General features: G+C 74.1%; 18 protein-coding genes. 11 read left to right on the top strand and 7 right to left on the bottom strand.

All coding sequences use genetic code 11. The features are described from left to right. Nucleotides 1-42: 42 nt before the first annotated feature. The 3 genes from P3T37_RS22340 to P3T37_RS22330 form a co-directional block, all read right to left on the bottom strand. Nucleotides 43-933: a hypothetical protein gene (locus P3T37_RS22340; RefSeq protein ID WP_280725550.1), complete on the bottom strand. Its 891-nt coding sequence runs from the start codon at nt 931-933 to the stop codon at nt 43-45. Next, nucleotides 933-2606: a DUF3492 domain-containing protein gene (locus tag P3T37_RS22335; RefSeq protein ID WP_280725549.1), complete on the bottom strand. Its 1674-nt coding sequence runs from the start codon at nt 2604-2606 to the stop codon at nt 933-935. The genes P3T37_RS22340 and P3T37_RS22335 overlap by 1 nt, the downstream gene beginning before the upstream one ends. 438 nt (nt 2607-3044) lie before the next feature. Further along, on the bottom strand, nt 3045-4040 hold the full coding sequence (locus tag P3T37_RS22330) for an alpha/beta hydrolase (RefSeq protein ID WP_280725548.1): 996 nt from the start codon (nt 4038-4040) through the stop codon (nt 3045-3047). Between the two features lie 224 nt (nt 4041-4264). Between P3T37_RS22330 and P3T37_RS22325 the strand changes: the two genes are divergently transcribed. From P3T37_RS22325 to P3T37_RS22315, 3 genes are all read left to right on the top strand, one after another. Continuing rightward, the gene (locus P3T37_RS22325) at nt 4265-4945 is read left to right on the top strand and encodes a TetR/AcrR family transcriptional regulator (RefSeq protein ID WP_280725547.1); all 681 of its coding nucleotides are present in this window, start codon (nt 4265-4267) and stop codon (nt 4943-4945) included. 122 nt (nt 4946-5067) lie between these two features. Next, nucleotides 5068-5295: a DUF3107 domain-containing protein gene (locus tag P3T37_RS22320; protein WP_280725546.1), complete on the top strand. Its 228-nt coding sequence runs from the start codon at nt 5068-5070 to the stop codon at nt 5293-5295. A gap of 148 nt (nt 5296-5443) precedes the next feature. Beyond that, on the top strand, nt 5444-5740 hold the full coding sequence (locus P3T37_RS22315; protein WP_280725545.1) for a hypothetical protein: 297 nt from the start codon (nt 5444-5446) through the stop codon (nt 5738-5740). 10 nt (nt 5741-5750) lie between these two features. Here P3T37_RS22315 and P3T37_RS22310 read toward each other — a convergent pair whose 3' ends face one another. Then, a complete protein-coding gene (locus P3T37_RS22310) occupies nt 5751-6482 on the bottom strand; it encodes a ferritin-like fold-containing protein (RefSeq protein ID WP_280725544.1) in 732 nt (243 codons plus the stop codon). A 635-nt stretch (nt 6483-7117) separates the two neighbouring features. Between P3T37_RS22310 and P3T37_RS22305 the strand changes: the two genes are divergently transcribed. The 6 genes from P3T37_RS22305 to P3T37_RS22280 all read left to right on the top strand — a co-directional run bounded on the left by P3T37_RS22305 (nt 7118) and on the right by P3T37_RS22280 (nt 13315). Beyond that, entirely contained in the window at nt 7118-9364 is a 2247-nt protein-coding gene (locus P3T37_RS22305; protein ID WP_280725585.1) for a DEAD/DEAH box helicase, read from the top strand. Nucleotides 9365-9495: 131 nt separating this feature from the next. Further along, complete coding sequence (locus P3T37_RS22300; protein WP_280725543.1) at nt 9496-10374, top strand: alpha/beta fold hydrolase; 879 nt, start codon at nt 9496-9498, stop codon at nt 10372-10374. A gap of 338 nt (nt 10375-10712) precedes the next feature. Beyond that, nucleotides 10713-10859 (top strand): hypothetical protein, encoded by a 147-nt coding sequence (locus tag P3T37_RS22295; protein WP_280725542.1) that lies wholly within the window; start codon nt 10713-10715, stop codon nt 10857-10859. 249 nt (nt 10860-11108) lie between these two features. Beyond that, nucleotides 11109-11747, top strand: coding sequence for a DUF6758 family protein (locus tag P3T37_RS22290; protein ID WP_280725541.1), 639 nt, complete (start codon nt 11109-11111; stop codon nt 11745-11747). 52 nt (nt 11748-11799) lie between these two features. After that, nucleotides 11800-12684 (top strand): PHP domain-containing protein, encoded by an 885-nt coding sequence (locus P3T37_RS22285; protein WP_280725540.1) that lies wholly within the window; start codon nt 11800-11802, stop codon nt 12682-12684. 16 nt (nt 12685-12700) lie between these two features. After that, nucleotides 12701-13315 carry a MarC family protein gene (locus P3T37_RS22280; protein ID WP_280725539.1) on the top strand — a complete coding sequence of 205 codons (615 nt, stop codon included), beginning with the start codon at nt 12701-12703 and terminating at the stop codon, nt 13313-13315. Between the two features lie 6 nt (nt 13316-13321). On the opposite strand, the gene P3T37_RS22275 is transcribed toward P3T37_RS22280, so the two are convergent. From P3T37_RS22275 to P3T37_RS22265, 3 genes are all read right to left on the bottom strand, one after another. Beyond that, nucleotides 13322-13969, bottom strand: a complete 648-nt coding sequence (locus P3T37_RS22275; protein WP_280725538.1) for a suppressor of fused domain protein — start codon at nt 13967-13969, stop codon at nt 13322-13324. Nucleotides 13970-13989: 20 nt separating this feature from the next. Further along, entirely contained in the window at nt 13990-14835 is an 846-nt protein-coding gene (locus tag P3T37_RS22270; RefSeq protein WP_280725584.1) for a DMT family transporter, read from the bottom strand. Between the two features lie 221 nt (nt 14836-15056). Beyond that, nucleotides 15057-15602 (bottom strand): hypothetical protein, encoded by a 546-nt coding sequence (locus P3T37_RS22265; RefSeq protein WP_280725537.1) that lies wholly within the window; start codon nt 15600-15602, stop codon nt 15057-15059. A gap of 116 nt (nt 15603-15718) precedes the next feature. On the opposite strand from P3T37_RS22265, the gene P3T37_RS22260 reads away from it, so the two are divergent. Then, entirely contained in the window at nt 15719-17029 is a 1311-nt protein-coding gene (locus tag P3T37_RS22260) for a CBS domain-containing protein (RefSeq protein ID WP_280725536.1), read from the top strand. Continuing rightward, nucleotides 17019-17687, top strand: coding sequence for a DUF1003 domain-containing protein (locus P3T37_RS22255; protein WP_280725535.1), 669 nt, complete (start codon nt 17019-17021; stop codon nt 17685-17687). Before P3T37_RS22260 ends, P3T37_RS22255 begins: the two co-directional genes overlap by 11 nt. Nucleotides 17688-17720 lie beyond the last annotated feature (33 nt).

Genomic DNA, 17720 nt, shown 5'->3' with positions numbered 1-17720 from the left:
GAACGAGACAGGGAACACGGGAGTGGCACAGCTCGGCGGACCTCATGGGTAGCCGCCGGGTCGGCCGAGGACGATCCAGGCGTACGGCAGCAGCACGGCGGCCACGGCACCGGCCGCGTACGCGCTCGCCGCGCCGGGCGCCACCGCCCAGCCGGGCAGCAGACCGCCCGCGCGCAGCAGCACCCCAGCCGCCGACAGCGCGTCGGCTGCCAGCAGCCCGGCCAGCGCCGCGCCGCCCTGGCCGCAGCAGCGCAGCACCGCGGTCGGCCCGAGCAGCAGCCCGAGCGCGGCCTGCGCGCACCACTGCGCGACCCCGGCCTGCTGGAGGACGACGTGCAGCAGACCGCCCGCGACGGCCGGACCCGGGCGCGGGGCCACCGCGGTGAGCACGGCCAGCGCGGCGAAACTCGTCACCGCGAGCAGCACGAGGTAGAGGCCGAGCGCGACCGGCAGGACCGGCCGCATCCTGGCCCGGAACTCGGCGATCGTCACGGCGGTCCGCAGCTGGACCCGCCCGGTGTGCCGCACCCAGCGCGCCGGGTAGCGCGCCGCTCCGCTCGCGGCGCCCGCCGCCAGCACCAGGGCGACGGCGGAGCCGCCGGGCCCGGCCGGTGCGGCGCCGGCCAGCGGCAGGAGCAGCACCCCGAGCAGCGCCAGCGCGGGTTTCAGGCGGGCGGCCGCCGACGCGGGCGGGGCCGCCGGGCCCACCGGGAGCCTGCGGTCAGTGGCCGGCGGGCCGTCGCCCGGCCTGCGGGGCACCCGGGCGAACATCTCCTCGGCGAGCGAGAAGACGTCGCCGTGCCGGTAGCGGCCGGCGGTGGCCGCACCGATGCCGGCCTCCTCCAGTGCCGCCGCGATCTCCAGCGGGTGGCACGCCTGCTCACAGACCGCCTGGTGAGCGGCCATCAGCTCGCGCACCGGATCCCCGGCCATCAGAGGGCCTGCGCCATGGCCTCGGCCGGCGCTCGGTCGCCGCCCGACTCGGTGTCCGCCCCCGGCTCGGCAGCGGCCTCCGCCGCGCCCTCCGGTCCCTCCGCGCCCTCGGCGGCCGCCGCAGCTTTCGCGACCGACCGGCCCGCGACCCAGAACTCGGCGGGCCGGGCGAAGGGCCGCGGCACGGCGCCCGCTCGCCGGACGGCGGCCGGGAAGGCCGGCCAGCGCGAGACCACCTCCAGGTAGATCTCCCGAAACGCCGTCACCGCAGGTTCCACCGCGAATCGTTCCTGCACTCGCAGCCGGCCCGCCAGGCCGAGCCGTGAGCGCCGCTCCTCGTCCCCCAGCAGGGCCAGGCAGGCCACCGCGAGGCCCTGCGGGTCGCCGGGCGGGAGCACCAGCCCGGCCGGCCCGACCACCTCGCGCAGCACTCCGACGTCGGTGGCCAGCACCGCGCGGCCGCTGAGCATCGCGTCGACCGGCAGCCGGGGCCCGCGGTGCGCCCGGGCCGAGAAGACCACCAGCGTGCCGCTCGCCCAGGCCTCGGCCGGGGAGGCCGGACGCCCGGCGAACAGCACCGCGGGATCCTCGCCGCCCGCCGGCGGGACTTGCCCGGGCCGAACCGCCGTGCTCAGCCCCAACCGCCTGGCGACCGCCAGGCAGTGGTCGCGGTAGCCGGGCGGACCCTCGACCCCGTACATCCGCAGGCGGGCCTGCGGCAGCTCGGCCCGCACCCGCGCGAACGCGTGCAGCATCAACTCCGGGTCGCTCCCGGGCTCCAGCGTCCCGGCCCAGACCAGGGTGGGGTGCTCCGGCTCCGGCCCGGCCGGCGGTCTGTCCACCGCGGCGGTGCCCTCGTAGACCACCCGGATCCGCTCCGGGGCGGCGCCGCAGCGGCGCTGCCACTCCTGGTCGTAGGAGCTGCCCGGGGTGAGCACCGCGGCCTGCCGGTAGGTCTCCTCCGTCAGGAGCCGGAAGAACGCGAGGAGCAGGGCACGCACCGGCCAGCGGTAGGGCGCCTGCCGGTAGCCGAGATACTGCTCGCGCAGGTGCAGGCCGCGCTCGGTGAGCACGAACGGCACCCCGTACAGCCGCTTGGCCAGCAGCGCGGGCAGCGCGGCCGGGCCGCCGCCCAGCACGTGGCACAGGTCGACGTCGCCGAGCCCGCCGGGGCCGGCGGCGTACCAGGCGGCCGACAGCGGGCGCAGGCACTGCTCCAGCAGATCGCCGGCCACCAGGACGTCCCGGACCAGGGGTTGGCCGGCCGCGGTGTCGGCGCCGGGCGAGCGCCAGGCCTTCTCCAGCACCCGCTGGGCGGCCCCGGAGGCCAGGAAGGCCGGCAGCGCGCCGTCCTCCCGGGCCAGCTCGGCCAGCCGGTACAGCCCGACCGTGAACGAGGCCCGGTCGCGCGGCACGACCAGCGAGCGGACCAGCTGCTCGTACGCCGTGACGTACTGCCGCCGGCGCACCGCGCCGGGCCCGCGCCCGGCCGGCCGCGGGCCGCGCAGAGCCAGCGTGCGCACCCCCGGCTCCTCCTGCGCCGGCGGCGGTCCGGAGAGCAGGGCGTAGCGCTGGAACTCGTGCTCCGGCAGCCCCTCGGCCAGCCGACCGGGCCAGCCGCCGGCACGCTGCGCGTACGATTGAGTGCCCTCGGTGAGCAGAGCGATGCGCACGACGACCTCCAGAAGCAGAGTGAACGGAACAATCCGATACGAGTCCCGGACCGGAGCAGAGCTGAGCTGACCTGAAGAAGCGGCGCCGCACCGACCGCGACCTGCGCGGATCGCGCCACGGTCAGGCCGGTCGAGCAGCCCGCACGGAGTTCACGGGGCGCCCCCGCGCCCCGCCGTGCGGCCGACCCCCCGGACCTGTCGGTCCACGCTCCGGCCGCACCACCGGGTGATCACCCGGCCTCGACGGGACGACCCCGCCCAACGCGCACATCTCACACACCCCTGGGCACCCGCCCCGGCACGCGGCGGTCACGCCCCCACATCTGTTCGGTCCGACACCACGAAGGTAGGGCCGAATCCGCGCCGCCATCGCTCACATGCCTGCCTGCCACCTGAACGAGTGAACCCCCGTAACCTCGGGAATCCCCCGCCGTTGCGTCACTGCTCGGCGAGCGGCTCCCGCGCCGACCCCTCCAGCTCGCGCAGGAACTCCCGCACCGAGCGCGCGACCTGCTGCGGGTGCTCCATCATCGCCACGTGCCCGGACTCCGGCAGCACCAGCAGCCGGGCGTCCCGGAAGGCCGCGCAGGCCCGCGCCGCCGAGCGGTAGGACACCAGCTTGTCGCGCAGCCCGTAGACCAGCAGCACCGGCACCTCGACCCGCGCCGCCTGGCACCAGAGCGCCTGGTCGCCGCGCTCGGTGTACGCCGAGACGATCCCGCGCGCCGACCCGACCAGCACCTGCAGCGCGTACGGCAGCGCCATCCGCCGCCGGTACTCGGCGACCGCCTGCTCGCGGCGCGCGGCGGAGACCGCCCGGGCGTTTCCGTAGACCAGGTCGAGCAGTCCGTCGGTGGCCTGTTCGACGCTGCGCCCGCCGGACGGGATGCGCTGGATCAGCCGGGTCGCGCCGGGCACCGCCAGCAGTCCGGTGGGCAGCGCGGTGCGCTGCGGCGGCAGCTCGGGCAGCGCCGGGGAGATCAGCGTGAGGCTGCGCACCAGGTCGGGGCGGAGCGCGGCGAGCCGGACGGCGACGGCGCCGCCGAGGGAGTTGCCGAACAGGTGCACCGGCCCGCGACCGCTCGACTCCAGGTAGCCGATCACGGCCCTGACGTGCCCGGACACCGAGAGGTTGCCGTCCACCGGCGGCGCCGACCAGCCGAAACCGGGCAGGTCGAGGGCCTCCCCGCGGACCTCGCCGGCCAGCTCCTCCATCAGCTCGGCCCAGTTGTCCGAGGAGCCGCCGAGCCCGTGCACGAAGAGCGCCTCGGGCAGCCCGGCGGACCCGTCGGCGGTCGGACCGGTGACCGCGAGGACGGCTCCCGGGACCTGGACCGTGCGGGTGTCCCAGCGTCCGGCCGGCCGCGCAGCGGGCCCCTCGGCCGTCTCGGCCCGCTGCCCCGACCCGGCCGTCTCCTGCTGCTCAGTGCTCATGGGAGAAGATGGTAATGAGACTCTGGCCTCCGGACGGGCCGCGCGCCGTATTGTGGGCACCCGACAACCCGAGAGCTGCGGTTTTTCTCGGCTCAGCCGGGCGCAGACGGGGTTACCCGAAAGTAGAATCAGTCCCCTTGCCAGCCATGCACGGTCCCGCCCGCGGGACGCCGACCGGACCCGGTCGGGGCCCCCGTGCAGCCGACCGTGAAGTGAGGAGCGCCGTGACGGCCATCCAGGAGGCGCAGGACCGCCCACGCGGCGCCCGTCTGCCGCGAAGCGCCCGCCGTGAGCAGCTGCTCGGCGCCGCGCAGGAGGTATTCGTCGCCCAGGGCTACCACGCTGCGGCGATGGACGACATCGCCGAGCGGGCCGGGGTCAGCAAGCCGGTGCTCTACCAGCACTTCCCCGGAAAGCTGGAGCTGTACCTCGCACTGCTGGACAAGCACTGCGACGCACTGGTCGAGGCCACCCGGGCCGCGCTGGACGCGACCGTGGACAACAAGCAGCGCGTGGCCGCCACCATGGAGGCCTACTTCCGGTACGTCACCGGCGAGTCCGGCGCGTTCCGGCTGGTGTTCGAGTCCGACCTGACCAACGAGCCCGCGGTGCGGGAGCGCGTGGAGCGGGCCGCCGACCTGAGCGCCACCCTGGTCAGCAAGGTGATCGCGGAGGACACCGACCTGCCCGAGGCGGAGGCCAAGCTGCTCGCGGCGGGCGTCTGCGGGCTGGCCCAGATCACCGCCCGCTACTGGCTGTCGCAGGGCAGCGACATCCCGCGCGACGAGGCGGTCCGGCTGGTCGCCAGCCTGGCCTGGCGCGGCCTCAAGGGCTTCCCGATGCACCCGGGCGAGCAGGCCCAGGGGCAGGAGAACGACCAGGACCAGGCCCCGGCTACCGACTGATCCGCCGCGCACACGGGTCGTTGCTCTATGGTGAAGCCGTACGGTGCGGTAGCCGCGAACGCCTGTTCCCAGGTGGGCCGGATGCCGCACACGGAGAGCTGCAACCCGGAGGGACGGAAGCCGTGGAGGTCAAGATCGGCGTGCAGAACGCGCCTCGAGAGATCGTTCTCGAGAGCCCGCAGACTGCCGATGAGGTCGAGAGCGCGGTCGCCAAGGCGCTGGAGGGCACCTCGAAGCTCTTCTCGCTGACCGATGAGCACGGCCGCCGCGTCATCGTCCCGGCCGAGCGCCTGGCGTACGTGGAGATCGGCGAGCCGAGCCAGCGCAAGGTCGGCTTCGGCACCATCTGACGCTCAGGCGTCCGAGACCGGTCGGTCCGAATGCCCACCGCTCCCCCGGGAGCGGTGGGCATCGCCGTGTCCAGGCGTAGAGCCGCAGCCCTGCGGGTATGCAGCTGCCACAGCGGATCACGCGTGGACCCACCCCGGGAGGCCGGCCGTGCCTTTGCCCGTCGCAGCGATCGTCTTCGCGTTGATCGGCCTGCTCGTCGGCTACGGCGCGCTCACGGTGCTGCCCGAGTACTTCCCGATGGCGCGCGGCCTGACCATCGGCACGGCGCTGGTGTCCGCCCAGCTCAGCGGCCTGATCACGCGGTACGCGCTGAACACCGTGACGCCGGCTGTCTGCGTGGGGCTGACCATCCTGTGCACCGGGCTGATCACCTCGGTGCTGGCCCGGCCGGACCTGGCCGCGGCCCGGCACGGCAGCCATCGCCGCCGCCACCGGTCCGCCTGACGCCGGTCGCTCAGGAGGCCAGACCGAGCGCGGCCATCCGCCGGGTGTGCGCCTCGGTGATCCGGTTGAACATCTTGCCGACCTCGACCAGGTCGAAGCCGCGCACCTCGGCGCCGCCGACCAGCAGGTTGGACAGCGCGTCGCGCTCGGCGACCACCCGCTGGGCCTGGCTGAGCGCCTCGCCCATCAGACGCCGCCCCCAGAGCGCGAGCCGCCCGCCCACCCGCGGGTTCTCCTCGATCGCCTGGCGCACCTTGTCCACCGCGAACTGCGCGTGGCCGGTGTCGCTCATCACACGCAGCACCAGGTCCCGGGTGTCGTCGTCGAGCCGGACCGCCACCTCGCGGTAGAAGTCCGTGGCGATCGAGTCACCGACGTACGCCTTGACCAGGCCCTCCAGCCAGTCGGACGGCGCGGTCATCCGGTGGAAGAACTCCAGCGGCTCGACGAACGGGGTCATCGACTCGGTCGGGTCGGCGCCGATCTCGGCCAGCCGGTCGTGCAGCAGCTGGTAGTGCTGGAACTCGGCGGAGGCCATCCGGGCCAGCGCGGCCTTGTCGGCCAGGCCCGGCGCGAACTTGGCGTCGTCGGCGAGCCGCTCGAACGCGCTGAGCTCGCCGTACGCGAGGGCTCCGAGCAGGTCCAGCACCGCGGCCCGGTAGTCCGGGTCGGCCGAGCAGGTCGTCCAGTCGCCGATCGAGCCGATCGCTTCGACCTCGCCGGCGTCGCCATGAGTCTCCATGGACCGTCACTCTAGACCGCGTCGCCGCAGCCCGGCGGACCCGAGCCGCAGCGGGCCCGGGGACGGAGTCACACGCGTCACGTGTTCGAGTGGTCGGCTGACTGTACAGTGGTACAGAGGCCCGTAGTGCCCGCACGGTTCGCAGACCGCGCGGGTTCGGTTCGTCCGGACGATTCCGGCGCGAAACACAGGCGCTCAGTACGCGGATGCCCGGTCGGAGACCCGATCGGCTCCGACCTTGGCTTGGACCTCAAGCCAGGCACCGCATCAGTGGCCGAGCGAGGGCCGCCGCGGACCGCGCCGCACGGCGCCGGTCCCGCGCCGAACCCCTCACGGGACATCTCCCCCACGCCACGGGACGACGCCGCCCATCCGGGCCGGCCCTCCCGGACGCCGCAGGGACCGGCGCGGTCGTGCACGACCACGCAGCTGTCGACAGGGCCGATCCGGCCCGGGCGCGGCCGCGAGGCTGCCCGCCCGTCCTCTCGCTCTCGGCCCGCCCACATGGAAGAGGCAGCACCCTGTCCACCACGACTGAACCGACGAAGACCACCTTCCGCGAACTCGGGATCCTCCCGGAGACCGCCGAGGCGCTGGAAGCGGTCGGCATCATCCACCCGTTCCCGATCCAGGAGATGACCCTCCCGGTCGCGATGACCGGGCACGACGTCATCGGCCAGGCGAAGACCGGCACCGGCAAGACCCTCGGCTTCGGCCTCCCGCTGATCGAGCGGGTCGTCGTGCGCGCCGACATCGACGCCGGCCGGGCCACCGAGGCGCAGCTCTGCGAGAGCCCGCAGGCCCTGATCGTCGTCCCCACCCGCGAGCTCTGCACCCAGGTCACCAACGACCTGCAGACCGCCGGCAAGGTCCGCGACGTACGGGTACTGGCCATCTACGGCGGCCGGGCCTACGAGCCGCAGGTCGAGGCGCTGAAGAAGGGCGTCGACATCGTCGTCGGCACCCCCGGCCGCCTGCTCGACCTGGCCGGGCAGAAGAAGCTCGACCTGTCGCGGGTCAAGGCCCTGGTGCTCGACGAGGCCGACGAGATGCTCGACCTTGGCTTCCTGCCCGACGTCGAGAAGATCCTCACCATGCTGCCCGCCAAGCGGCAGACCCTGCTCTTCTCGGCCACCATGCCGGGCCAGGTGATCAGCCTCGCCCGCCGCTACATGAGCCAGCCGACCCACATCCGGGCCGCCGCACCGGACGACACCGGCCACACCGTCGCCTCGGTCAAGCAGCACATCTTCCGCGCGCACTCGCTCGACAAGGTCGAGATGGTCTCGCGGATCCTGCAGTCCGAGGGCCGCGGCCTGGCGATGATCTTCTGCCGCACCAAGCGCACCGCCGCCGACGTCGCCGACCAGCTCACCCAGCGCGGCTTCGCGGCCGGCGCGGTGCACGGCGACCTCGGCCAGGGCGCCCGCGAGCAGGCGCTGCGGGCGTTCCGCGCCGGCAAGGTCGACGTGCTGGTCTGCACCGACGTCGCGGCCCGCGGCATCGACGTCGAGGGCGTCACGCACGTCATGAACTACCAGTGCCCCGAGGACGAGAAGACCTACCTCCACCGGATCGGCCGCACCGGCCGGGCCGGCGCGTCCGGCACCGCCGTGACGCTGGTGGACTGGGACGACATCCCGCGCTGGGCGCTGATCAACAAGGCGCTGGAGCTCGGCTTCGGCGAGCCGGAGGAGACCTACTCGACCTCCGCGCACCTGTACGAGCTGCTGAACATCGCGCCCGGGACGACCGGCGTGCTGCCGCGCTCCGAGCGCACCCGGGCCGGCCTGGGCGCCGAGGCGGTCGAGGACCTCGGCGAGACCGGCGGACGCGGTTCGCGCTCCGGCGGCCGGGGTGCCGAGCGGGGCGGCGAGCGCGGCGCAGACCGTGCGCGCGGCGGACGGGCCGGGGCCGAGCGTCCCGCCGGCCGGCGCGGCGCTCCGGCCGGCGAGGCCGTCGAGGCGGTCGCGGAGGAGCGTGCGCCGCGCGAGCCGCGGGCGCGTCGCCGCACCCGCGGGGGCTCGGCCGGGGCGGACGCTCCGGCGGTCGCCCAGACGGTCGCGCCCACCGGCGCACCGGCCGACGCCGCACCGAGCGGCGAGGGCGAGGGCGCACCGCGCCGTCGCCGTCGTCGGCCGCGCAGCGGCGGTGCGGGTGGCGAAGGCGCCGCGGTCGTGGCGAGCCCGGTCGAGAGCGCCGCTCCGGCGGTGGCCCAGGCTGCCGCACCGGTCGCCGCCGAGCTGCCGACGGTCGCCGTCGTGCCGGCCCAGGCGACGAAGCCGGTCTCGGACGGCCCGGTGACCACGCAGCGCAAGCCCGTCCAGCGCGCGCCCCGGAAGATCCCGGACATCACGGCCGCCTACGTCCCGGTGACCGAGGCTCCGGCCGTCGAGGTCGTCGCGCCGGCTCCGGTCGTCGCGCCGGTCGCACCGGTGGTCGAGGTCGTCGCACCCGTCGAGGAGGCGCCGGTCGCCAAGGCGCCGCGCAAGACGGCTGCCAAGCGCACCACCAAGAAGGCCGCCGCCAAGGCTCCGGTCGAGACGCCCGCCGAGGCACCGGTCGCAGTCGAGCCGGCCGCCGAGGAGGCACCGGTCAAGGCTCCGCGCAAGGCCGCTGCCAAGCGCACCACCAAGAAGGCTGCTGCCGCCGCCGTCGCCACCGAGGCGCCGACCGAGGCACCGGCCGTGGTCGAGGAGGCGCCGGTCGCCAAGGCGCCGCGGGTCCGCAAGACCGCCGCCAAGAAGACCGCCGCCAAGGCCCCGGTCGAGACGCCCGCCGAGGCGCCCGCCGCCGAGGCCGACGGTGCCGAGGCCCCGCGCCGCCGCACCCGCGCCCGCCGCCCGGCCGCCACGGCCGAGGAGGCCCCCGCGGTCGGCTGACGATCAGCCAGCCAGCAGCCCGAGGGCCGGTCCGACGCACCAGCGTCGCGCCGGCCCTCGGGCGTTTCACCTCTGCCACGCCCTAGGCTCGGAATCGATCACGTCCCAGCACCCCCGGAGGAGTTCCCCCGATGAGCACGCCCCGCTTCCTGACCCTCCCCGGCTGTGCCCGCGCCGAGCGGCTGCACACCGCGCGCGGCGACTTCGCCGCGCTGGTCGCCGAGCCGGCCGGGCCGGCCCGCGGCACCGCGCTGCTGGTGCCCGGGTTCACCGGCAGCAAGGAGGACTTCGTCGCCCTGCTGGAGCCGCTGGCCGCCGCCGGGTACCGGGTGGTCGCGGTGGACCAGCGCGGCCAGTACGAGAGCGGCGGCCCGGCGGACCCCGCCGCGTACGCGCTGCCCGAGCTCGGCCGGGACGTCCTGGAACTCACCCGGACGCTGGGCGGCGACGGCACCCCCGTCCACCTGCTGGGGCACTCGTTCGGGGGTTTGGTGGCCCGTGAGGCGGTGCTGGCCGCCGGGCCCGTGCTGCCCTGGGCCTCGCTCACGCTGCTCTCCAGCGGGCCCGGCCCGATCGATCCCGCCGAGGCCGCCAAGACGAAGCTGCTGATGGACGCCCTGGGCTCGATGGACCTGCAGTCCATCTGGGAGGTCATGCAGGCCATGGCGGCCGAGAGCGAGGACCCGGCCGAGGCGCTGGCACCCGAGATCGCCGACTTCCTGCACCGGCGCTGGCTGGCCAACGTCCCCGTGGCGCTGATCGCGATGGGCGAGCGGCTGCTCGGTGAGCCCGACCGGACCGAGCAGCTGGCCGCGGCCAGCCTGCCGATCCTCGCCGTCTCCGGCGTGCGGGACTACGCCTGGCCGGTCGAGGAACAGGCCGCCACTGCCCAGCGGCTGGGCGCCCGCTACCTGGCGGTGGACGGCGCCGGGCACTCCCCCAACGCCGAGGAGCCCGCCGCGACGGCTGCCGCCCTCACGGAGTTCTGGTCCTCGGTGGCGCTCGGCTGACCCGCTCGACCCCGACGGCACCTGGACAACGCCTGGCCATCATGTGGACACGCACCGGCAAAAAATCGTTAGCTCGGGTAATATTTGATTCAGACCGGGAATGAACGACCCCACGAGCGCGGTTCAACCCCGAGAGCGCCGAAAACGGAAACCTGGACTTCACGGGCGGGCAACCGCAGGGAATCAGCCCGGCGCCACGCTGGTGATCGAGGGCCCCTGCGGCCCCGCGCCTCGGCCGCAGGGGGGGAACCGTGACACAGACAGACGTACCGGGACCGGTACAGACGAGCAGCACCCCGCAGCCTCAGCAGCGCCTGAGGACAGAAAGGGAGACGCCCATGCGTTTCGAGATCCAGCGACTTGACCACCACCAGGACCCCGCCACCGACCCGCTGATCGCCGACGCGGAGACCGTCCGCGCACTCGTGGAGGCCGCCGCCCGCACCGGCGAGCGCCTCTACATCCGCCCGTGTCCGATCGCCTGACGGCCCGCCGGGCCGCGCACCCCGGCCGCCGCGACGCCCGCGACGGCGACTGACGCCCTGTCACCGACTTCTCGGCGACGGGGCGTCAGCATGTCCGGCGCGCCCCCGCCGACGTTTGCCGCAGACCTGAGCGGGACATCCCCTAGCCGGGGCCACCGCCGCCGCCCGGCTCTGCCGGCGGCACCCGACGCACTCCGAACGGGTGATCGTCCTTGACGCGGCGCTCCAGAGGGAGGAGCGTTGTCGGCTATGAGGGGCGAGCCAAGTTGTCCGAGGTGCGCCGGTCGGGTGCGTGCCCCCGGTCTCTTCTCCGACACCTGGCAATGCGATCGGCATGGCGCCGTCCACCCGATGCAGCCGGTACTGCCGCCGAGTGTCGAGGCGCTGACGGTCGCGGTGGCGCGCTCCCAGGTGCCGGTCTGGCTGCCCTGGCCGCTGCCGGTCAGCTGGCTCTACACCGGAATCGCCCACGTGGGCGATGACGTCTCGGGCGCCCGCGCCACCGCGGTAGCCTGTTCCGGGCCGGCCCCGCTGGGTGGCTTCGGAGAGCTGATCCTGGTCGCCGAGGAACTCGGCGTCGGCCTTGGCGCGCGGTACGCGGGCCTGCCCGGGCCCGACCCCGGTGAGTCGATCTCGCTGCACAAGCCCGCCGACACCAAGCTGCTGGCCGCCGGTCGGCCGACCCCGATGTGGCATGTCGCCAGCGCCCCGGACGACCGTGCGGTCTTCGTCGGCGAGGCGTTGGGCCTGTGGCTGTGGGCGATCGCCTGGCCCGAGCAGTCCGCACTGCTGATGTACGACGAGCTGGTCCTCACCGACCTGCGGGACGCCGGCGCCGAGCTGGAGCTGCTGCCCTGCGGCGCCCTCTCGCCGCGGCTGCTGGGCTGACTATCCTGGGCTCCTGCCCGACGCCCGCCCAGGAGCCCAGGAGCCCAGCACCGTGCGCATCGACCTGCACGCCCACAGCAACGCCTCCGACGGTACCGACAGCCCGGCCGAGCTGGTGGCGGCCGCGGTGGCGGCCGGGCTCGACGTCGTCGCGCTGACCGACCACGACACCGTCTCCGGCCACGCCGAGGCCGCGGCGGCCGTCCGCGCGCTGCCCGAGGGCACCTCGCTCACCCTGCTGCCCGGCGCCGAACTGTCCTGCCGGGTGGAGGGCATCAGCATGCACCTGCTGGCCTACCTCTTCGACCCGGCCGAGCCGGCCTTCGCCGGCGAGCGCGAGCTGGTGCGCACCGACCGGTTCCGGCGCGGCCGGGCCGTGGTGGAGCGCTGCCGGGCGCTCGGCGCGCCGATCAGCTGGGAGCAGGTGCAGCGGATCGCGGGCGGGGGTTCGGTGGGCCGACCGCACATCGCCAGCGCCCTGATGGAGGCCGGCGTGGTGGCCACCGTCTCGGACGCCTTCACCGCCGACTGGCTGGCCAACGGCGGCCGGGCCGACGTGCCCAAGCACGAGACCGACCCGGCCGAGGCGGTCCGGCTGGTCCGGGCGGCCGGCGGGGTGCCGGTCTTCGCCCACCCGGGGGCGTCCAAGCGCGGCCACACCGTCTCCGACCAGGTGATCGCCGACCTGGCGGCGGCCGGCCTGGGCGGCCTGGAGGTCGACCACATCGACCACGACGAGGAGACCAGGAAGCACCTGCGCGGTCTGGCAGCGGAGTTGGGCCTGTTCACCACCGGCTCCAGCGACTACCACGGCTCGCGCAAGACGGTCGCCCTGGGTGAGTACACCACCGACCCGGCGGTGTACGAGCAGCTGCTCGCGCAGGCCACCGGCATGCGGCCGATCAGCGCGCTCCGGAGTGCGTCCGAGGTGTCGTAACCGGACAATTCGACGCATGGGCTTCTTCGACGCGACGACGTTCGGGTCGCTCTTCCTCACGCTGTTCGTGATCATGGATCCGCCGGGCACCATCCCGATCTTCCTCGCACTGACCTCCGGCCGGGCCCACAAGGTGCAGCGCCGGATGGCCTGGCAGGCCGCGGCGGTGGCACTCGGCGTGATCACCACCTTCGGCCTGTTCGGCCAGCAGATCCTGGACTACCTGCACGTCTCCATCCCGGCCCTGCAGGTCTCCGGTGGCATCCTGCTGCTGCTGATCGCGCTGGACCTGCTCACCGGCAAGATCGAGGAGCCCACCCAGACCAAGGACGTCAACGTCGCCCTGGTGCCGCTCGGCACGCCGCTGCTGGCCGGGCCGGGCGCGATCGTCGCGGTCATCCTGGCCGTGCAGAAGGCCGACACGGGAGCGCAGGAGTTCGCGGTCTGGACGGCGATCGTGGTCATGCACGTGGTGATGTGGCTGACCATGCGGTTCTCGCTGGTGATCATCCGGATCATCAAGGAGGGCGGCGTGGTGTTGATCACCCGGCTGTCCGGCCTGCTGCTCTCGGCGATCGCCGTGCAGCTGGTGGCCAGCGGGGTGTACGGCTTCATCCACAACTACAAGTAGCCGGGGTCAGTCCAGCGGGACACCGCGGCGCTGCGGGTCGCGCAGGTCCGTCCGGTTCTTCAACCAGCGCTCCTCCAGCGCGCCCGCCCCCTGGACGCGCTTGTGCGCTGCCTCGTTCGGGGTCATCGGCAGCAGCGGCAGGAAGCGGACCGGGTCGGCCGGCGCATCCAGCTCCAGGTCCTCGACCAGCCCGCCGGGTTCGGCGGCCAGCACCGAGGTGAACGGCGCGCCCTCCCACAGCGGCGCACCCAGGTCCAACGACGTCCCCGGCGCCACCACCAGGCCCTCGACCTGCGGAGTCGCGGCAAAAGTGGCCAGCGTGCGGAGCACGTCGTCGCGCCCGCCGCGCACGGTGAGCAGCAGCTCGACGCGAGGGCCGCGCACCGGGTCGACGACGGCGGACGTCGGGTCGGCCATCGGCGCGGCGGCCATGCCCAGCGTCGCGTACCGGACCAGGTCCTGGCCGTCCGGTCCGAACCGCAGCACCTCGATCCGCTCGGCGCCGAGGAAGGTGACCGCGGCCCGGCCGCTGGGCTCGCCGAAGGTGCTGACCAGCCGGGCCTCGACCGCGCTCAGCACATCAGCGCGAGTGGGGCCCTGGGGGCCGTGCGGCTGCGAGGAGGGATCACCGAAGAGCGGGAAGTCGTGCGCCATGCCGCGAGCGTACCGGGCCCTCAGCGGCGGCCGCCGCGGGCCACCAGGACCAGGCCGGCCAGGATCAGCACCAGCGCCGGGTAGGCCCAGACCGACGGCAGCTGGCCCAGCCAGACGGCGGCGATCAGCGCGGCGCCCGGCGTCTCCAGCAGGATCGCCGTCGAGGTGACGGACGGGCCCAGGGTGCGCACCACCCGGTTGCTCAGCGAGTGGCCGAGCAGCTGGGCGGCCACCATCAGCAGCGCGATCTGCCCCCACACCCCCGCGGACCAACCGGACATGGTGGTCCCGGTGGCCAGGCAGATCACCAGCAGGACGACGGCCGTGGTGGTGTAGCAGACCACGGTGTAGGCGGTGGTGCTGACGGTCCTGCGGACCTCCGCGCCGAGCAGCATGTACCCGGCGGCGGCCAACCCGGCGCCGAGCGCCAGCGCGTCGCCGGCCAGGGCCCTCGGCGCGAGCGTCAGGTCGACGCCGGTCAGCACCAGCACGCCGGCGAAGGCCACACAGGTGCCGATCCAGACCAGCCGTGGCGCCCGGCGGCCGAACAGCCGCATCAGCAGGATGGTCCACAGCGGCGTGGTGGTGACCAGCGCGGTCGCCGAGGCCACCGAGGTCATCCGCAGGCTCGGCATCCACAGCGCGAAGTGCACGGCCAGCAGCGCGCCCGCGCCGATCGCCAGCAGCAGCGCCCGGCGGCCGATCGTGCGCAGCTCGTCGCGGTGCCGCAGCAGCGCGTACGGGCCGAGCACGCCGACCGACATGACGTTGCGCCAGAAGGCGATGGCCAGCGCCGGGGCGGCGGTGGCGGTGATCAGCGGAGCGGAGAGCGAGATGCCCGCGATGGAGACCGCGAGCAGCACCAGGTCGGCCTTCGGGAGCTGCGGGGCCTTCGGCTCGGTGACGGCGGCGCTGGTGGTAACGCTGGCGCTGGCGGGCACGACGGTGTCGGGCACGGCGCTCCTCGGGGCTGGGCTGGACAGGGCAGACGGCTACCACGGTAAGGCCCATGGCAGCTGGTCGGCACTGTCGCCCGCATGGCGGAACGGCCGCGCGGGCACAGCCCGTGCGGCTCGGACCGACCGGATCAGCCCTTGCGGCGCAGTCGGCCCAGGACCAGCTTCGGCAACCCTGCCGGGATCGGCAGGCGGGTGGTGGCCGGGCTCGCCATCGGCGCGGCCGCATGCGAGACGTCCGGCATCGACCCCGGCTGCTCGGTCGGCGCGCCTACCGGCTCCAGCCGCAGCACCCGGCACTCGGCGGCCCAGCGGTCCGCGATGGTGTCGGTGTCGGGGGCGTTCAACCGCTTGCCCTTGAGCTCCTCGACGGCGCCCTCCCAGGCCTCCGAGCGAGGCTCCAGCGCGGACACCTTGGCCTGCCAGCCCAGCAGGCGGCCCCACTTGTCCTTGCTGCGCACGGTCACCGCCGCCACCGTGCCCTCGCTCAGCCCGTGCAGCGGCTGCTCGCCGCCGTCGCCGACGACCACCACCGCCCCGTCGTGCCAGGCATGCCAGACAGGTCGGCTCTGGTCCGTGCCCGGGGCCTGGACCCAGAGCAGGCCGGACTTCTTGGCGGACTCCTCGACCAGTGCCCGGTCGAAGAAGTCGTCAGCAGTTGCGGTCATACCGTCCATGGCGCACAGCGTACGGGGCGCGGCCGACGGGCGGGCAGCTCCCCGGTCACTGCGCAGCGGCACGTCGGCACCGCGTACTTCGATAGCCTGTGCGCGACGACGGAGGAAGGAAGTCCATGGCAGGGGCAGGTACCCGGGTCTTTATCTCCCACCTCGCAGGCATCGCCGTCTTCGACCCGAACGGGGACCAGGTCGGCCGGGTGCGCGACGTTGTCGTCTCACTGCGGATCGGCGGCCGGCCGCCCCGCGTGCTCGGACTGGTCGTCGAGGTGGTCGGCCGGCGTCGGATCTTCCTGCCGATGACCCGGGTGACCAGCCTGGAGTCCGGCCAGGTGCTCACCACCGGTGTGATCAACATGCGCCGCTTCGAGCAACGCGCCGCCGAGACCCTGGTCCTGGCCGAACTGCTGGACCGCAGGGTGACCGAGACCGGCACCGACTCCGAGGTCACCGTGCTGGACGTCGCCATGGTGCAGAGCAGACTGCGCGAGTGGGAGATCAGCAAGGTCTTCGTGCAGCGCGGCAAGCCGACCAGGCTGCGCAAGAGCAAGGGCGAGGCGGTCACCCTCGACTGGTCCGCGGTGACCGGCTTCTCGCTGGCCGAGGAGGGCCAGGGCGCCGCCAACCTGCTGGCCACCTTCGACCAGCTGCGCCCCGCCGACCTGGCCAACGTGATGCACCACCTGTCCGCCAAGCGCCGCGCCGAGGTGGCGGCCGCGCTGGACGACGAGCGACTGGCCGACGTCCTGGAGGAGCTGCCCGAGGACGACCAGGTCGAGATCATCGGCAAGCTGAAGGACGAGCGCGCGGCCGACGTCCTGGAGGCGATGGACCCGGACGACGCCGCCGACCTGCTCTCCGAGCTGCCCGGCGAGGAGGCCGAGCGCCTCCTCCAGCTGATGGAGCCGGAGGAGGCCGCCCCCGTGCGCCGGCTGCTCGCCTACCAGGAGGACACCGCCGGCGGTCTGATGACCACCGAGCCGATCGTCCTGGAGCCGAACGCCACGGTCGCCGAGGCGCTGGCCCGGGTCCGGGTCTCCGACCACAAGCCGGCCCTGGCCGCCCAGGTCTACGTCTGCCGCCCGCCGAACGAGACGCCGACCGGCAAGTACCTGGGCACCATCCACTTCCAGCGGCTGCTGCGCGAGCCCCCGTACACCCTGGTCGGCTCGATCGTCGACGGCGACCTCGACCCGCTGCCGCCGGACACCCCGCTCTCGCTGATCACCAGTTACCTGGCCACCTACAACATGGTGGCCGCCCCGGTGGTGGACGAGGCCGACCACCTGCTGGGCGCCGTCACCGTCGACGACGTCCTCGACCACCTGCTGCCGGAGGACTGGCGCGAGGCGTCACTGCACGACGGCGAGCCGCACGGCACCCCGCACGACGAGGTCTTTGAGAGCGAGGCGACCCATGGACGGTGAGCGCAAGGGGCGACGCGACGGGCGCGACGAGGCTCCGCGTCAACGCCAGCGGCTCCAGGGGGAGTTGCGCCAGCTGCGGCAGCTGCGCGAGCTGCGGGTCCGGGAGGGCAACCGGACGGTGCGGGTCGAGACGGCGCACGGCGCGGTGGTCCGCTCCCGGCTCGACCAGCCGCGCACCTCCCGGCCCGGCCTCTTCTCGCTGCCCACCTACGACCCGGAGGCGTTCGGCCGGCTCTCCGAGCGGATCGCCCGCTTCCTGGGCACCGGGCGGTTCATCGTCTGGATGACGGTGGTGGTGGTCGTCTGGATCGGCTGGAACACCCTGCTGCCGCCCAAGGTCCGCTTCGACGAGTACCCGTTCATCTTCCTCACCCTGGTCCTGTCGCTGCAGGCTTCCTACGCCGCGCCGCTGATCCTGCTCGCGCAGAACCGCCAGGACGACCGGGACCGCGTCAACATGGAGCAGGACCGGGCCCGCAGCGATCGCAACATCGCCGACACCGAGTACCTGACCCGCGAGGTCGCGGCGCTGCGCAACGGGCTGGGCGAGGTCGCCACCAGGGCCTTCATCTCCGGCGAGCTGTCCGTCATCCGCTCCGAACTGCACAGCCTGCTCAAGGAACTCGACGAACGCCGGGACTCCGCCGAACTGCTGTGACCCGCGGCACGCTACCGGCCAGTCAACCGGCCT

Origin of the sequence: Kitasatospora sp. MAA4, from assembly GCF_029893355.1 — a bacterium.
Taxonomy (GTDB): Bacteria; Actinomycetota; Actinomycetes; order Streptomycetales; family Streptomycetaceae; genus Kitasatospora.
The sequence above is the reverse complement of the archived record's forward strand: the minus strand, read 5'-3'. Positions and strand labels throughout refer to the sequence as shown.

What these genes read in the sequence shown, in the direction of transcription:
- P3T37_RS22340 (WP_280725550.1), bottom strand. Translation starts at nt 933, where the DNA reads ATGGCCGGGGATCCGGTGCGCGAGCTGATGGCCGCTCACCAGGCGGTC.
- P3T37_RS22330 (WP_280725548.1), bottom strand. Translation starts at nt 4,040, where the DNA reads ATGAGCACTGAGCAGCAGGAGACGGCCGGGTCGGGGCAGCGGGCCGAG.
- P3T37_RS22310 (WP_280725544.1), bottom strand. Translation starts at nt 6,482, where the DNA reads ATGGAGACTCATGGCGACGCCGGCGAGGTCGAAGCGATCGGCTCGATC.
- P3T37_RS22305 (WP_280725585.1), top strand. Translation starts at nt 7,118, where the DNA reads ATGACCCTCCCGGTCGCGATGACCGGGCACGACGTCATCGGCCAGGCG.
- P3T37_RS22300 (WP_280725543.1), top strand. Translation starts at nt 9,496, where the DNA reads ATGAGCACGCCCCGCTTCCTGACCCTCCCCGGCTGTGCCCGCGCCGAG.
- P3T37_RS22295 (WP_280725542.1), top strand. Translation starts at nt 10,713, where the DNA reads ATGCGTTTCGAGATCCAGCGACTTGACCACCACCAGGACCCCGCCACC.
- P3T37_RS22290 (WP_280725541.1), top strand. Translation starts at nt 11,109, where the DNA reads ATGAGGGGCGAGCCAAGTTGTCCGAGGTGCGCCGGTCGGGTGCGTGCC.
- P3T37_RS22280 (WP_280725539.1), top strand. Translation starts at nt 12,701, where the DNA reads ATGGGCTTCTTCGACGCGACGACGTTCGGGTCGCTCTTCCTCACGCTG.
- P3T37_RS22275 (WP_280725538.1), bottom strand. Translation starts at nt 13,969, where the DNA reads ATGGCGCACGACTTCCCGCTCTTCGGTGATCCCTCCTCGCAGCCGCAC.
- P3T37_RS22265 (WP_280725537.1), bottom strand. Translation starts at nt 15,602, where the DNA reads ATGGACGGTATGACCGCAACTGCTGACGACTTCTTCGACCGGGCACTG.
- P3T37_RS22260 (WP_280725536.1), top strand. Translation starts at nt 15,719, where the DNA reads ATGGCAGGGGCAGGTACCCGGGTCTTTATCTCCCACCTCGCAGGCATC.
- P3T37_RS22255 (WP_280725535.1), top strand. Translation starts at nt 17,019, where the DNA reads ATGGACGGTGAGCGCAAGGGGCGACGCGACGGGCGCGACGAGGCTCCG.